The organism is Parvularcula maris, assembly GCF_024505085.1.
Taxonomy (GTDB): Bacteria; Pseudomonadota; Alphaproteobacteria; order Caulobacterales; family Parvularculaceae; genus Parvularcula; species Parvularcula maris.
The window spans coordinates 1-15117 of the sequence record NZ_JANIBC010000002.1 but is presented as its reverse complement, the minus strand read 5'-3'; the positions used below and the strand labels follow the sequence as shown (position 1 = coordinate 15117).

The following is a 15117-nucleotide window of genomic DNA, read 5'->3' as shown; positions in this document are numbered from 1 at the left end:
ATTTGATCTACTCTTAGACAGCTTCGCCGTCCGCGCGGCAAGGTTACAGCTCTCCCGACTGCCAACAAAGGTTGCAGTGACAGGGTCTCGCTGTGATATCGTTTCTCGAAAAAGTTCCTGGGAGTAGACGATGACCAAACCCCTCACCTCAGCAGTGCTGACCCTCGGCCTCCTGGCCTCCGCGGCCCATGCGGAGACGCTGCTGCTCGCGGACCCGGCCATCAGTGAGAGCCGCATCGCCTTCACCTATGCGGGGGACATCTATGTCGCCGACCGGGACGGCTCGAGCCCGCGCCGTCTGACCTCTCACCAAGGCACCGAGCACAGCCCCCATTTCTCCCCCGACGGCTCGATGATCGCCTTCAACGCCGATTACGGTAGCGGCGACGACGTCTTCGTGGTCTCCGCCGAGGGCGGCGTGCCGAAACGCCTCACCTTCCACCCCGGCAGCGACGATGTCCGCGGCTGGACCGGCGACGGCGAGATGATCGCCTTCGCCTCGGGCCGTGAGACGAACCACGGACGCTCCGACCAGCTCTACCACGTCTCCCCCGAGGGCGGGATGCCGGAGAAGGCCATGGAGGCCCGCTACTTCCAGGGCGACTGGCACGAGGACGGCGAGCGCCTCGCCTACATCCCCATCGGCCCCGCCTACAACGCCCTCTTCGGCGGCAGCTCCGGCTGGCAGGGCTATAGGGGCGGCACCTCGCCCTCCATCATCATCCTCAACCCCGAAGAGGAGGAGATGGAGACCATCGACGGCGAGCGGGTCAACGACATCTTCCCGATGTGGCACGGCGAGGACATCGTCTTCCTCTCCGACCGGGGCGAGAACGAGCGCTTCAACGTCTACCGCTACACCAGCGACGGCGCGATCACCCGGATGACCGAAGAGGATGAGTGGGACGTCATCGCCGTGGACATTCACGGCGATACGCTGATCTACGAGGCAGGCGGACGGCTCAAGACCCTGGACCTGGCACGCGGCGAGGTGACGCCGCTTGAGATCACCCTCGCCGCCGACCTTCCCGAGCGCCAGCCCGGCTTTAAAGATGCCTCGAAGAACATCGAGAACGTCTCCCTCTCCCCCACCGGCAAGCGCGTGATCGTCACCGCAAGGGGCGACGTCTTCACCCTCCCCACCGAGGACGGCTCGCCGCGCAACCTCACCCCGCAAGGGGGCGACCGCGCCTATACCGGCCTCTGGTCACCGGACGGGCAAAAGATCGCCTATGTGGAAGATGACGGTGAAGAGCAGCGCCTGGTCATCCGCTCGCAGCTCTATGACGGCGAAGCGCGCAAGGCGAAGCTCTCGGACGGGATGGGCTTCTTCCGCCAGCTTCTGGACGGCGATCCCAACGGGGTCGAGCGCTTCGACCTCGGCAACAGCTTTGTGAACCTTCTCGCCTTCACGCCTGACGGCGAGACCATCCTGTTCGAGGACGACGCGCTCCAGCTCCGCTCCATCAGCCTGGAGAACGGCAGCACACGGACACTCGCCACGCACAAGCGCCGCGAAGGGCACGACATCGCCGTCTCTCCCGACGGGCGCTGGGTGGCAGCCGCCGTCGAGGCCGACAACCACCTGCAGGACCTCGTTTTGATCGACCTTCAGTCCGGCGGCAGGCGCAGCCTGACCGTGTCGGACGGCATGGCGGATATCGGCTCCCCCGCCTTCAGCCGCGATGGCCAGTACCTCTACTTCACCGCCTCGACCAACTCGGGACCCCTCCAGGTCGGTCTCGATCTGTCCTCCCAGGAGCAGCCCTACCGCGCAGGCATCTACGCCGCCGTCCTGTCGGACGAGGCGTTCTCGCCTACGAGGTCCGAGAGCGGTGACGAGCCCGGCATTCTCGGCGAGCCGGAAGAAGAAGAGAGCGAGGGGGAAGAGCAGAACGAAGGCAGCGAAGGGGTCGAGGTCGATCTCGATGCGGAGGACCTCGTCACCCGCATCGTCGCGCTTCCGGTCGCTGAGGATGCCTACTACAACCTCATGGCCGTCGATGGCGGCGACCTTCTCTACCTCAAGGGCGAGCAGCCCGGCATATCGGTGAACCCTCCGGGCACCCCCTTCGGCCAGAACACCAAGCTCATGCGCTGGTCGGCTGAGGACCGTGAGGCCTCCGAGGTCACCTCGGGCGTTCTTGGCTTCGACGTCAGCGGCGACGGCAAGAAGATGGTCGCCATCCAGGGCGGCGGCCAACTCGTCTTCGGCGGCACCGAGAAGGGTGCCGAACTCAAACCCGTCAACCAGTCGGGCCTCACCGTCATGGTCGATCCGGCCGAGGAGTGGGAGCAGATTTTCCGCGACGTGGTCCGCATGGAGGCGTCCTACTTCTACGACCCGAACATGCACGGCCTCGACTGGGAAGGGATAGCGGACAAGTACCGTCCGTTCCTGGAGCATGTGGGGCGCCGCGAGGACCTCAACACGGTCATGGCGCACATGATCGCCGAGATGCAGGTGGGCCACAACCGCGTCGGCGGCGGCGACACGATGAGCCCCAATGCCCCCTCCGCCGGTCTTCTGGGTGCGGACTTCGAGGATGAGGACGGCGCGGTGAGGATCGCGCGCATCTATACGGGCGAGCTTTGGAACCCGTTCCAGCGCGGCCCTCTCTCCGAGCCTGGTCTGGATGTCGAGGAGGGTGACTACATCCTCTCCGTCAACGGACGTCCGATCGGTGAGGACGGCAACCTCTTCATGCACCTTCAGGGCACGACGGGTCAGAAGATCGCCCTCGGTGTCGCGGACAGTGCCAGCGGCCAGAACCTGCGCACCGTCACCGTCGAGCCGGTGGGCAGCGAGTACGGCATGCGCCTCTGGGCCTGGATCGAGGACAACCGCCGCCGGGTCGAGGAGGCCTCGGACGGAAGGCTGGGCTATGTCTATCTTCCGAACACGGCCGGTGCGGGCTACACCTTCTTCAACCGCATGTTCTTCCCCCAAGCGTTCCGCGACGGGATGATCGTGGACGAGCGGTCCAATGGCGGTGGCCAGGCGGCCAACTACGTCACCGATGTTCTGGGACGGTCCTACCTCGCCGGTTGGAAGGACCGTCAGGGCTCCGTCTTCCAGACCCCCGGCGGCGCCCATTACGGGCCGAAGGTGATGCTGATCGACCAGGATGCAGGCTCGGGCGGGGACTTCCTACCCTACGCCTTCCGCGAGGAGGAGCTCGGTACGCTGATGGGTACTAGGACCTGGGGCGGCCTGATCGGCATCTACGCCAACCCCGCCCTCATCGACGGCGGCTTCCTCACCGTACCGAACTTCCGCTTCTTCGACACGGACGGCGAGTGGTCGGTGGAGAACGAGGGCGTAGCCCCGGACATCACGGTGACCCTCAACCCCGTCGAGACCAACAACGGCGAGGACAGCCAGCTCGAGGCAGCCATCAGCCATCTGATGGAACAGCTCGAAGGCTACGAGAACCCGGTACCGACCGAAGCGCCGGCCTTCCCGACGGAACTTGGGCAGTAGGGGTGTAGCCCCCTCAGCCTGCCGGCAGCTCCCCCACATGGTGGGGGAGCGATACAAGGAGCTACCCTCGTTCTGCTTCCCTCCCCCATCCCATGTGGGAGGTGCGCGAAGGGCGGAGGGGGCCTCTCACTAGGCATCAAGGGAAGCAGCCCGCATGACACAGGCCGGTTCTCGTTTATCCGTACTTAGCAAACACAGGTAGGGCGGACAGCTTCGCAATCCGCCCCGCTGGCGTGCTGTCCGGGTCAAGCCTCCAGCGCGTCGTCGTCCTCCGCCTCGGGATGAACCAGAAGGTCCTCGCTGATGAGGCCTGCGTTCTGGCGGATCTGGCGCTCGATGTCCTCGGCCACCTCCGGGTTGTCCCGCAGGAACTGCTTGGCGTTCTCGCGGCCCTGGCCGATGCGCTCGGAGTTGTAGCTGTACCAGGCACCCGACTTGTCGACCACATTGCCGAGGACGCCAAGGTCGATCAGCTCACCGACCTTCGAGATGCCCTCGCCGAACATGATGTCGAACTCGACCTGCTTGAAGGGCGGGGCTACCTTGTTCTTGACCACCTTCACGCGGGTCTGGTTGCCGACCACCTCGTCGCGCTGCTTGATCGAGCCGATACGGCGGATGTCGAGGCGCACGGAGCTGTAGAACTTGAGCGCGTTGCCCCCCGTGGTCGTCTCCGGCGAGCCGAACATGACGCCGATCTTCATGCGGATCTGGTTGATGAAGATGACAAGGCAGTTCGACTTGGCGATCGAGCCGGTGAGCTTCCTCAGCGCCTGGCTCATCAGACGGGCCTGAAGACCGGGCAGCGAATCGCCCATATCGCCTTCGAGCTCGGCCCTAGGCGTCAGCGCCGCCACCGAATCGATCACCACCACATCGACAGCGCCGGAGCGCACCAGCGTGTCGGCGATCTCGAGGCTCTGCTCGCCCGTATCGGGCTGCGAGATGAGAAGCTCGTCGAGGTTTACGCCGAGCTTCTTAGCGTAGATCGGGTCGAGTGCGTGCTCGGCGTCGATGAAGGCCGCCGTGCCGCCCTGCTTCTGCATCTCCGCGACCACATGCAGGGTCAGCGTGGTCTTGCCGGAGCTCTCCGGCCCATAGATCTCGACGATCCGCCCCTTGGGCAGGCCGCCAATGCCGAGCGCGATGTCGAGGCCCAAGGAGCCCGTCGAGATGCTCTCGATCTGCACCACCTGCTCTTTCGCGCCGAGCTTCATCACGGAGCCCTTGCCGAAGGCCTTGTCGATCTGCGACAGGGCTGCTTCGAGCGCCTTTGCCTTATCCATTCCGCCGTCTACCACTTTCAGATTCTTCGCCATCGTGGACAATCCTTCCCTCAGTGCCAAGCACTACCCCCGTGGCAGCTGCACAGCGCTGTCGTTGAGGGATGTACGTACACGTTTTGTTCTCAACTGCAAGTTGGTTGAGCATATTTCATCAAGGGAGTCGTCATGGGTTTGAATACCCCCACGGATATCGAAGCGGACCTTCAGGTCGGCGCCACCGACAGCGGCATGGTTCGCATTTATTTGAACGGTCCCGAGGTGGACCTCCCCCTCGACTTCGACCCCGAGGACGCCGAAGCCATTGCCGAGGAACTGCGTGCCGCGGCGGCTGCCGCGCGCAAGGTGCGAAAGTAGCCGGAAACTCTTCTCCGGCGCTGAGGATGAGGTGCTGGTGATGAAATGGGTCCTGCGAATCGGTCTGGTCCTGGTGCTGCTGGTGGTCGCGGCGGTGGTCGTGCTGCCCATGCTGATCAGCAAGGAGGACATTCTCGCTGAGGCCGAGAAGCAGGCCAGCGCCAGCCTTGGCCGCGAGGTCGAGATCGGCAGCGTCTCCGGTATCAGCATCTTCCCCCCTCGCCTGACCATCGAGAACCTCGCCGTCTCCAGCGGTGAGGGTTTTAAGGCGCCGAACCTCGTCACCATGGAGGAGGCCCGCATCGGCGTGAAGCTGATGCCGCTTCTGACCAGCCGCTCCGTCGAGATCGACAGCTTTGTCTTGAGCTCTCCCACGGTCACCCTCGAGACCCTGGCCGATGGCCGCAACAACTACACTTTCGAAAGCACCGAGCCCACTGCCGAAGAGGACGCCAGCACCGGCGGCGCCCCCGCCACGGGCAAGATCGTCATTGAGGACGGCGAACTGACCTACACGTCCCCGGACGCGAGCTACGCCGCCACGGATGCCGACATCACCCTCGTCCTGCCCCCCGTGGGCGAGCCGCTGACGGTCGATGGTAGCATGATGCTCGAAGGCGTGGATACGTCAGTGGCGCTGGAGGTGGCCGAGCCCTGGGCGATGACCGCCAGCCAGCCCTCCGACCTCTCCTTCGATGTGAAGCTCGGCGGCAATGAGGTGTCGGGCAGCTTCAACGCCCTGGCCGAGCCGCTGACGATCAGGGGGCCGATGCAGGTCGCGCTCACCGACATAGCCGCGCTGACGCCCTTCATCGGCGCCGAGAGCGTGGAGGCCGCTGCCCCCTTCGGCGCGATCCGGGTGTCGGGCGAGGCCGAAGCCACTGCCGAGAGCGTCAGCTTCTCGGGCGCGGACCTTCAGACGGCGCTGGGCTCCGCCACCGGCGCGCTGACCGCGAACCTCGCCGCCACCGTGCCCGCGATTACTGGCGAGCTGGCAGCGGGCCGGATCGACCTTCGCCCCTTCTTCCCTGAGGAGATGCAGGAGACCGAAGCCGGGGCCTTCCCCGAATGGTCCGAGGAAGAGATGGACTTCTCCGGCCTCTCCGCCGCCAACGCGAATCTCAAGCTCTCCGCCCAGGAGATCGTCCTGCCCACCTACTCCCTCACCTCGGTGGCGGGCGAGCTGCGGCTTCAGGACGGCCGCGCTGCCATGACGCTGAGCGACGGGCGGGCCTTTGGCGGTCAGGCCAAGGGCAGCTTCGCCCTCAACGGCGCGGCAAACCAGCCTGCCATCGACGCCAAGCTCGACTTCAGCGGCATCAATTTCGCCGAGGCCGGCCCCGCCCTCCTCTCCACCAAGCGCCTGTTCGGGCGCGGCTCGGTGGGCTTCGACCTTCAGACCGCCGGGCGCAGCCAGCGCGCCTGGGTCGAGGCGCTGGACGGCACCGCCAGCGCGGATATCGAGGAGGGCCTGATCGACGGCGTCGATCTCTCCCAGCTCGCCACCACCGCCCTCTCTCTCATCTCCCAGCTCCAGGGTGACGCCAGCAAGGTCGCGACCGTTGCGAGCGGCCTTCAGAACCTGACCGCCAGCGTGGTCGGCGAAGAGGCCCGCACCGCCTTCGACATCGCCGACTTCGACGTGCGAATCGAGAACGGCGCCGTGAGCATCGGCGAGGCGAAGCTTCTTACCGACACGTTCCGCGGCACGGTGGGCGGCGGGCTGAACCTCGCCGGCCAAGGCCTCGACATGCGGCTTCTTCTGGCTGCCAAGGCCCCCGGCGCGGAGAGCTTCAACGAGCTGCGCCTGCCCGTCTCGGTCACCGGAACCTTCAACAGCCCCAAGATCGGCATCGACACTCGCCCCCTCGCCGAACAGGCTGCCAGGGGCGCGGCAGCCGACGCCCTCGGCCGGGTCGGCATCGAGGTGCAGGAGGGCCAGAAGGTCGAAGACGCCCTTCGCGATCGCGCCCGCTCGGAGATCGGCAACCTCCTAGGTGGCCTCGGACGACGGCGCCAGGAACAGCCGGCCGAACCTGCAGCGGACGCCGATGACGAGGAGCCTTCAGAGGAGCAGCCACCTCGTTGAGGAGGGAGAGGTAAGCCCTCTACCAAGCAGGACAATTCTCATTGACCCACGCCAGCTATCATTAAGCCTTGACGATCAGCTTAGACCGGCGCACGCCATAGGGGCATAAGGTCGGTCTTGGACTTACAGAATACCCCCGTCGGACCGGCGGCTCTTCTCCCCCCTACCCTACCGAATGCAACGGCCCCCTTCCCAACCCAAGTTTTGGGGGGCTTTCACAATCTAGGAGAGCAAGATGCCTACCGGTAAAGTCAAATGGTTCAACGCTGAAAAAGGCTACGGCTTCATTCAGCCGGAAGAGGGTGGCGGCGACGTGTTCGTTCACATCTCGGCCGTCGAGCGTTCGGGCCTTCAGAGCCTCAAGGAAGACCAGCAGGTCTCCTACGAGCTTTACAACGACACGCGCCGCAACAAGACGAGCGCCGTGGACCTCAAGGTTCTCTAACCGGAACCTGCCTGACTCTTGAGTCATCGAGGGGAGCAATCGCTCCCCTTTTTTGTTGCCTTCTCGAACCTGAAGAGGAGGACGACATGACCGATACCTACAACAAAGGCACCGAGGTGAAGTGGAACTGGGGCAACGGCACCGGAACCGGCAAGGTGGAGGAGAGCTTCACCGACAAGGTCACCCGCACCATCGACGGCAACGAGGTGACCCGCAACGCCGACAGCGACAACCCCGCTTATCTCATCAAGCAGGAGGACGGGGACAAGACCCTGAAGAGCCACTCGGAGCTCTCGAAGGCCTGACCCTTCGCGTTACCGGCGGCCCTTCAATGCCGCCGGTAGCTTTATCGGCCGGGTAAGGATGCGGGCCTAGAAGGCTGCGATGGATATCGCGATCGCCTCATCCAGAAGCGTCAGGGCCTTCGAGATCGCCCGCCCTGCCGTCCGGGAAGCCCCCGAGCAGAACGGTGCGGGCGTGCCAGCCAGCGGCGCTCCCTCCGAACAGGTTCAGGCGGTTCAGCAGTACGAGCGAAGCCAGGAGCTGACCGATCGCCGGGACAGCCGTGTGCCCGGTGAGCTCAGCGAAGAGGAGCAGCGGGTCGTCCAGGAGCTGAAGGCCCGCGACCGGGAGGTCCGCGCTCACGAGCAGGCGCACAAATCCGTGGGCGGCCCCTATGCCGGAGCCATCAGCTACGACTATCAACGCGGCCCAGATGGTCAGAACTACGCGATTGGCGGGTCCGTCCCGATCGACGCCTCTCCGGAAGCCGATCCCGAGGAGACCATCGCCAAGATGGAGGTGGTCATCCGCGCGGCGCTAGCACCGGCCGAGCCTTCGCCCCAGGACCGAACCGTCGCGGCCCAAGCGCAGCAGCAGCTCATCCAGGCGCACGGTGAGCTAAGAGCGCAGGAGGCTGCCGAGCGGCGCAGTGAGCAGGAGAGCGGATCGGCGCCCTCCCCGTTATCGGCGGCGTACGAACCTATCGGCGACACCGAGCCGACGGTCGATCTCTTCGCTTAGACCTCTCTTCCTACGGAGTGTCTAGGTATCGTAGGCTAGGATCGGCTGCAGCCATTTCTCCGCTGTCTCGATGTCCCAGCCTTTGCGTTCGGCATAGTCGGCGACCTGGTCCCTGCCGATCTTCCCCGTACCGAAATAGTGTGCTTCAGGATGCCCAAAATAGAGCCCTGAGACACTGGCGCCCGGCTGCATGGCGTAGCTTTCGGTCAGGGTGATGCCGGTCGCTTCCTCCGCACCGAGAAGATCGAAGAGCGTCTCTTTCTCGGTATGGTCGGGTTGGGCCGGGTAGCCGGGGGCCGGTCGGATGCCCTGATAGTCCTCTGCAATGAGCGCGGCGACCTCCGCCTTGTCTACCGTTTCATAGCCCCAAAGCTCCCGCCGCACTTTCTCGTGCAGCCACTCCGCCATGGCCTCGGCGAGGCGGTCGGCTAGAGCGGAGACCATGATGCCCTGATAGTTATCGCCGCCCTGATTGAAGACAGCCGACAGCTCGTCCTCGCCGTGACCTGCCGTCACGGCGAAGCCGCCGACATAGTCCTCTCCGTCCACGGAGATGAAGTCTGAGAGGGCCAGATTGGCTGCGTCCCCCCGCCGTTTCATCTGCTGCCTGATCGTATGGAAGCGAGCCCGCTCCTTCGTCCGGCTTTCGTCGGTCCAGACCACAATGTCGTCGCCGTCCCGGTTGGCCGGAAACAGACCAGCGACCGCATGAGCAGCTAGTGAGGCATCGCTGACGATGGTCTCGAGCATCTTCCGCGCGTCGTCGAACAGCGACCGCGCCGCCTCACCCACCACGTCGTCCTCCAGGATCTGCGGGTACCGTCCGTGGAGGTCCCAAGACGCGAAGAAGGGCGTCCAGTCGATATACGGGACGAGTTCGGAGAGCGGCACGTCCCTAAAGGTATGGAGCCCCGGTTTGGCAGGTGCTTCCGGCAGCGGCTGGCTCAGCTCATGAGCGTTCTTCCGCGCATCCTCGATGCTCAGCCTGTCGTCTTTCGCCTGCCGCTTGGCGAAGCTCGCGCGGACGCTGTCATAGTCCTCGCGAAGGCCGCCGAGATAGTCCGTCCGCCGCTCGTCCGAGATGAGATCGCTGACGACGCCCACGGCCCGGCTCGCGTCGGTGACATAGACCACGCCGTTCTCATAGGCCGGGTCGATCTTGACCGCCGTATGCGCCTTAGAGGTCGTTGCGCCGCCGATCATCAGCGGCTGTTTCATGCCGCGCCGCGTCATCTCCTTAGCGACGCTCACCATCTCGTCGAGGGACGGGGTGATGAGACCGGAGAGACCGATGACATCCACGCCGTGCTCTTCCGCAGCGTTCAAAATATCGTTCGCGGGCACCATCACGCCGAGGTCGACGACCTCGTAGTTGTTACACTGAAGAACGACGCCGACGATGTTCTTTCCGATATCGTGGACATCGCCCTTGACTGTCGCCATCAGCACCTTGCCCTTGGCCTCGGGCTCCTTGCCGCCAGCAAGACGCTCCTCCTCCATGAAGGGTTCGAGATAGGCGACGGCGCGCTTCATGACGCGGGCGGACTTCACCACCTGGGGCAGGAACATCTTGCCCGAGCCGAAGAGGTCGCCGACCACGTTCATCCCGTCCATGAGCGGGCCTTCGATGACAAAAAGCGGGCGACCGAGCTTCTGCCGCGCCTCTTCGGTGTCCTCTTCGATATACTCCGTGATGCCCTTGACCAGGGCGTGGCTCAGACGGTCCTCGACGCTGCCCTCACGCCAGGAGAGGTCTTGCTCCTGGGCCTTCGAGCCCTTGCCCTTGAAGGCCTCGGCAGCTTCGAGAAGGCGCTCGGTGGCGTCGTCCCGGCGGTTGAGGATGACGTCCTCGACCGGCTCACGCAGGCCCTCTGGGATCTCGTCATAGATGGCGAGCTGACCCGCATTGACGATCCCCATATCCATTCCCGCACGGATGGCATGGTAGAGGAAGACAGAGTGCATCGCCTCGCGCACGGCATCGTTGCCGCGGAACGAGAAGGAGACGTTGGAGACCCCGCCCGACACCTTCGCGCCGGGCAGCGTTTCCTTGATCCGCCGGGTCGCTTCGATGAAGTCCACGCCGTAGTTCGCGTGCTCTTCGATACCGGTTGCGACCGCGAAGATATTGGGATCGAAGATGATGTCCTCGGGCGGAAAACCCATCCCGGTGAGAAGCTCGTAACTTCGGGTACAGATCTCGACTTTGCGGTCCTCGGTGTCGGCCTGCCCCTCCTCGTCGAAGGCCATGACGACCACCGCCGCGCCGTAGCGCAGGCAGAGCTTCGCTTGGTGCAAGAACTGCTCTTCGCCCTCCTTCAGGCTGATGGAGTTGACGATGGGCTTGCCCTGAACCTGCTGAAGACCAGCCTCGATCACCTCCCATTTAGAGCTGTCGATCATGATCGGCACACGGGCGATGTCAGGCTCGGAGGCGATCAGGCGCAGGAAGATGCCCATGGCCTCCGCCCCGTCGAGCATCCCCTCATCCATGTTGACGTCGATGATCTGCGCACCGTTCTCGACCTGGCTACGCGCCACGTCGACGGCGGTACCGTAGTCGCCCGCTTTGATCAGCTTACGAAACTTCGCCGAGCCGGTAACGTTCGTCCGCTCGCCGATATTGACGAAGGTAGGCAGCATCTAGGCCGCCTTCCGCTCAGCTTGCGGCCTGACGCCGAGCATGTGGCAGAGGGCGAAAGCGAGTTCGGAGCGGTTCAAGGTGTAGAAGTGAAACTCCTCCACACCGCGGGCCTTGAGGTCCCAGCACTGCTCCGCTGCCACGGTGGCCGCGACAAGCTGCCTGGTCTTGGGGTCGTCCTCCAGATGATCGAAGAGCCGCCCGTAGCGCTCCGGCACCGTCGCTGCACAGAGCTTCGCCATCCGCCGCACCGCCTTGAAGTTCGTCACCGGCATGATGCCCGGCACGATGGGGATGTCGATGCCAGCCGCCCGAACGCGCTCCAAATACCGTTCGTAGACATCATTGTCATAGAAGAACTGCGTGATGGCTCTCGTGGCGCCGTTGTCGATTTTGCGCTTGAGAAGGTCGATATCATGGTCGAAGCTGGCGCTCTCGGGGTGTTTCTCGGGGTAGCAGCCCACAGTGATCTCGAACGGGGCGATGTTCCGTGCACCCTTGCACAGCTCGGCCGCTCCTGCATAGCCGTTCGCGTCAGGAACATAGGCCTCGCCCACGCCGCCCTCGGGATCACCGCGCAGCGCCACGATATGGCGCACACCGCTCTCCCAGTAGCGGCGTAGGACGTCGTCCACCTCCCCGCGGGCGGCGGAGATCGTCGTCAGATGCGCCGCTACCTGAAGGTTCGTGCGCTTCACTATCTTCTCGACCACGGCATGGGTGCGCTCCCGCGTGGAGCCGCCGGCGCCGTAGGTCACCGAGACGAAGGAGGGCGCGAGGGGCGCCAGCTTGTCGATCGACGCTTCGAGCTGCTCGTTCATCGCTTCGGTCTTAGGAGGGAAGAACTCGAAGCTCACTCTGGGTTCAGACAAGGGACGCTCCTCTCAGGGGCTGATCGGAATGGGGCTCGAAAGGTTTGTTCAGGCGCCAGATCTTGGCGACCAGGCCGTCGGAAGTCTCCGGCGGCAGGTCGACGTCACGATCGACGAACACACCTGCATCCTGGGCGTAGTCCGCAATCTCCTGATCCTCGAAACCGAGACGGCGGTGGGCGAAGGCCTCCTGAAGCTCCGTATGCTCGTGATGCGCGAAATCGGCGATCAGCAGCGTGCCGCCCGGCGCCAGCTTGCGGGCGGCGGCCTGAACGGCAACGCCCGGCTCGCCGAGGAAGTGCAGAACATGATGGATACAGACGAGGTCCGCTCCCTCCACCATGTCGTCAATACCGGCCACATCCAGAATATCTTGGCGACGGACGGACGCGTTACGGACGCCCGCCTCTTCCAGCCGCACCCTAGCCACGGCCAGCATCTCCGGGGACAAGTCGTAGCCGATCCCCTCGCCGTAGCGGTCGGCGAAGAGAACAAGCATCCGCCCCGTACCCGTCCCTAGATCGACGAAGCGTCCGATCTTCGAAGGGGCCAGCTCCAGCATGGCCTCCTCGATCAGACGGTCGTCGGTGTGAAGACGCCGAAGCGCATCCCACTGCTCCGCGTTCTGGGCGAAGTAGGCGGCGGCGCGCTCGGCTCGGTCGGCCCTGACTTTCGCCAGCGCCTTGGCAGCAGCCGTGACCGCGGCCCCTTCCAGACGCTCCAGAAGTCCGGGAAGCCAGGAAGCGGCCTCCTTGGCGAGGCGGTAGAAGCGCCAAGCACCTTCCTGGTGGGGCACGATCAGCCCGGCATCGACCAGGATGCGCAGGTGTCGGCTGACCCTTGGCTGGAGCTGGTCCAGGCAGACGGTCAGCTCCGTCACGGTCAGGTCGCCGTGGCTCAGGAGGTAGAGAATGCGCAGCCGGGTGTCCTCACCGGCGGCGCGAAGCTGCTCCAGACTGACATCGAACTGCACGATCCGCCTCCGGGGGGCGCGTCGCTGCAGGTGCGAGGCGCTCATCCATGATGAAGCGCCAGCGATATAAGGAAATCCTTATATGGTCAATCCAACAAAGCTCAGCGCTTGGTTAGAAACCGACCCCGATGCCCACAGAGATCATCGGAAAGAAGCGGAAATCCTCGAACTCCGACTCGAGCTCCGCGATCTCGAGCTGCAGCCTCTGGTCGATCTCGGCTTGGATGAGGGGATCATCGATGCCGCCGACATTCTGCATGAACACGGTGGGGCTGTCGGTCATGGCCACGCCCGCCCGGACCACGAGCGAGACCGGCATCAGGCCGTGGGTGGTCGAATCCCAGCCGATCCCGGCATAGTAGGCGGTGTCTCCGAAACTGGCGTCGCCTTCCAAGCTGCCGACCTCCTCGGGACGGAAGATGAACCCGCCGATCTCCACGCCTTCCGTCGGGGTGGCACTGAGGTCCACGCGGCGCTCACCAAAGAGGACGCCGCCGGTGACCGTGAAGCCGTTCATGAAGGGGTGGACGTCCACGAAGCCGCCGACCTGCGAGAAATCGACGCCTGCGTCGTAGACGATGTCGTCATACTCCTGATCGTCGAAGTCGAACTCGAAGAAGTTGTACGAGCCGCGAAGCGTGACGAAGGGTGTGACCTGCAGATGAAGGCTGCCGGAGACGCCGGGCGTGCCCACGGTCACGTCAGCGCCTACCCCGGCCTGGGCGGCGGAGAGCAGGGCAGCAGCGGATACGGTAGCGGCGATCGTCTTCTTGAACATGGTCATCCCCCGATGAAGCGGCCCGGAAGGCCAATTTGCCTCGGCCTCGTAAACCATCCGCCCCAACCGATCATGAAACGAAAGGCAAAAAACCTTCACATCGAAGGTAAGAACTGCCCAGAAGCCTTGTAACCCGCCCCCGATCTAGGCCGAACAGGGGGGCAGCAAACAGGGAGTACCGCCATGGAAAGCCTCGGCGAATGGTTCTTTAGCCTGAGTGAGAACTACAGCGTGAACCCTTGGATCTTCGGTATCCTCTATATCGGCGGTATCCCTGTCTTTCTGGGCGTTGCCGCCTGGATGGCGAAGCGGGCGCGGCAGAAGAAGCCCGTGCTTCTGCAGGCGGGGCTGCTGATCTTCCTGGCGATCCTCCCCTATCTCTACGTCGCGATCTTCGGTGAGAACCTGCCGGTCTGGGTCTATGCCGCCATCGCCGCGATGATCGGCTTCGGCGTCTGGTCCACCGTCAAGAAGGTGCGCAAGCAGAAGGCCGAAGCGCAGAGCCCCAGCAGCGATATGCCGAGCCAGACGCTCGCTACCGACGCTGCCACCTGACCACTCTTCTTCGCAGGCCCCTGCCCCTACTATTTAGGCCTGCGATCCCCCCGGAACGGTCCCCCGGCCGTTCCGGGGAATATTGTTATAGCCTAAGCCTCCTCCTCGATGGCGTGCATATCGTCGTCGCTGAAGCCGAAATGATGCCCGATCTCGTGCACCAGCACGTGCTCGACGATCGCCTCAAGGCTGTCTTCCCCATCCTCGTAGAAGCGCAGGATGGGCTTCCGATAGAGGAAGACGCGGTCCGTCTCGGGCAGCGTGTCGAAGAGGCTTTTTCTCGTGACATCGACCCCCTGGTAGAGGCCCAGGAGCTCGAAGGGGTCGGTGATACCGAGCTCCACCAGCACATCCCGCTCGGCGAAGTCGGGGGTCTGGATCAGAAGATCGCCGGTGAGCTGCCGAAACGGGGCGGGGATACGGCGGTACGCCGCCTCCGCCATGGCGCGGAAGGTTTCAGGATCGGGATGGGCTGAGATCATCGGGAGAATATAGGAGGTGTAACGAAGAGCGCTAACCGTCCGTCGAGCGTACTCCGTAGGGTGGACGCCGGAGGCGGCCACCATTCCTAGGCAGTAAGCGTAGTTCCTCCCGCCGTCATCCCGGACAGCGAAGCT

13 protein-coding genes are annotated in these 15117 nt (G+C 64.3%); 7 read left to right on the top strand and 6 right to left on the bottom strand.

The window, feature by feature from the left end:
- Nucleotides 1–130: 130 nt before the first annotated feature.
- Nucleotides 131–3484 (top strand): S41 family peptidase, encoded by a 3354-nt coding sequence (locus tag NOG11_RS03495; RefSeq protein WP_256618257.1) that lies wholly within the window; start codon nt 131–133, stop codon nt 3482–3484.
- 245 nt (nt 3485–3729) lie between these two features.
- Here NOG11_RS03495 and recA read toward each other — a convergent pair whose 3' ends face one another.
- Nucleotides 3730–4803, bottom strand: a complete 1074-nt coding sequence (gene recA, locus NOG11_RS03490; RefSeq protein ID WP_305888892.1) for a recombinase RecA — start codon at nt 4801–4803, stop codon at nt 3730–3732.
- A 132-nt stretch (nt 4804–4935) separates the two neighbouring features.
- On the opposite strand from recA, the gene NOG11_RS03485 reads away from it, so the two are divergent.
- The 5 genes from NOG11_RS03485 to NOG11_RS03465 all read left to right on the top strand — a co-directional run bounded on the left by NOG11_RS03485 (nt 4936) and on the right by NOG11_RS03465 (nt 8681).
- Nucleotides 4936–5124, top strand: a complete 189-nt coding sequence (locus NOG11_RS03485) for a DUF6324 family protein (protein WP_256618255.1) — start codon at nt 4936–4938, stop codon at nt 5122–5124.
- 40 nt (nt 5125–5164) lie between these two features.
- The gene (locus NOG11_RS03480; protein ID WP_256618724.1) at nt 5165–7213 is read left to right on the top strand and encodes an AsmA family protein; all 2049 of its coding nucleotides are present in this window, start codon (nt 5165–5167) and stop codon (nt 7211–7213) included.
- Between the two features lie 235 nt (nt 7214–7448).
- Nucleotides 7449–7658 carry a cold-shock protein gene (locus NOG11_RS03475; protein ID WP_256618252.1) on the top strand — a complete coding sequence of 70 codons (210 nt, stop codon included), beginning with the start codon at nt 7449–7451 and terminating at the stop codon, nt 7656–7658.
- A gap of 86 nt (nt 7659–7744) precedes the next feature.
- The gene (locus NOG11_RS03470; protein ID WP_256618250.1) at nt 7745–7963 is read left to right on the top strand and encodes a hypervirulence associated TUDOR domain-containing protein; all 219 of its coding nucleotides are present in this window, start codon (nt 7745–7747) and stop codon (nt 7961–7963) included.
- A 79-nt stretch (nt 7964–8042) separates the two neighbouring features.
- Nucleotides 8043–8681, top strand: a complete 639-nt coding sequence (locus tag NOG11_RS03465; RefSeq protein ID WP_256618249.1) for a putative metalloprotease CJM1_0395 family protein — start codon at nt 8043–8045, stop codon at nt 8679–8681.
- Between the two features lie 21 nt (nt 8682–8702).
- On the opposite strand, the gene metH is transcribed toward NOG11_RS03465, so the two are convergent.
- From metH to NOG11_RS03445, 4 genes are all read right to left on the bottom strand, one after another.
- Nucleotides 8703–11324, bottom strand: a complete 2622-nt coding sequence (gene metH / locus NOG11_RS03460; RefSeq protein ID WP_256618247.1) for a methionine synthase — start codon at nt 11322–11324, stop codon at nt 8703–8705.
- Nucleotides 11325–12194: a methylenetetrahydrofolate reductase [NAD(P)H] gene (gene metF, locus NOG11_RS03455; protein WP_256618246.1), complete on the bottom strand. Its 870-nt coding sequence runs from the start codon at nt 12192–12194 to the stop codon at nt 11325–11327.
- Nucleotides 12187–13212 (bottom strand): ArsR/SmtB family transcription factor, encoded by a 1026-nt coding sequence (locus NOG11_RS03450; RefSeq protein WP_256618245.1) that lies wholly within the window; start codon nt 13210–13212, stop codon nt 12187–12189. Before NOG11_RS03450 ends, metF begins: the two co-directional genes overlap by 8 nt.
- A 67-nt stretch (nt 13213–13279) precedes the next feature.
- Nucleotides 13280–13945: a hypothetical protein gene (locus NOG11_RS03445; RefSeq protein ID WP_256618244.1), complete on the bottom strand. Its 666-nt coding sequence runs from the start codon at nt 13943–13945 to the stop codon at nt 13280–13282.
- Between the two features lie 183 nt (nt 13946–14128).
- Between NOG11_RS03445 and NOG11_RS03440 the strand changes: the two genes are divergently transcribed.
- Nucleotides 14129–14500, top strand: coding sequence for a hypothetical protein (locus tag NOG11_RS03440; protein ID WP_256618243.1), 372 nt, complete (start codon nt 14129–14131; stop codon nt 14498–14500).
- 92 nt (nt 14501–14592) lie between these two features.
- On the opposite strand, the gene NOG11_RS03435 is transcribed toward NOG11_RS03440, so the two are convergent.
- Nucleotides 14593–15117 (bottom strand): metallopeptidase family protein (locus NOG11_RS03435; protein WP_256618242.1); only part of this gene is annotated, 525 nt, incomplete at its 5' end.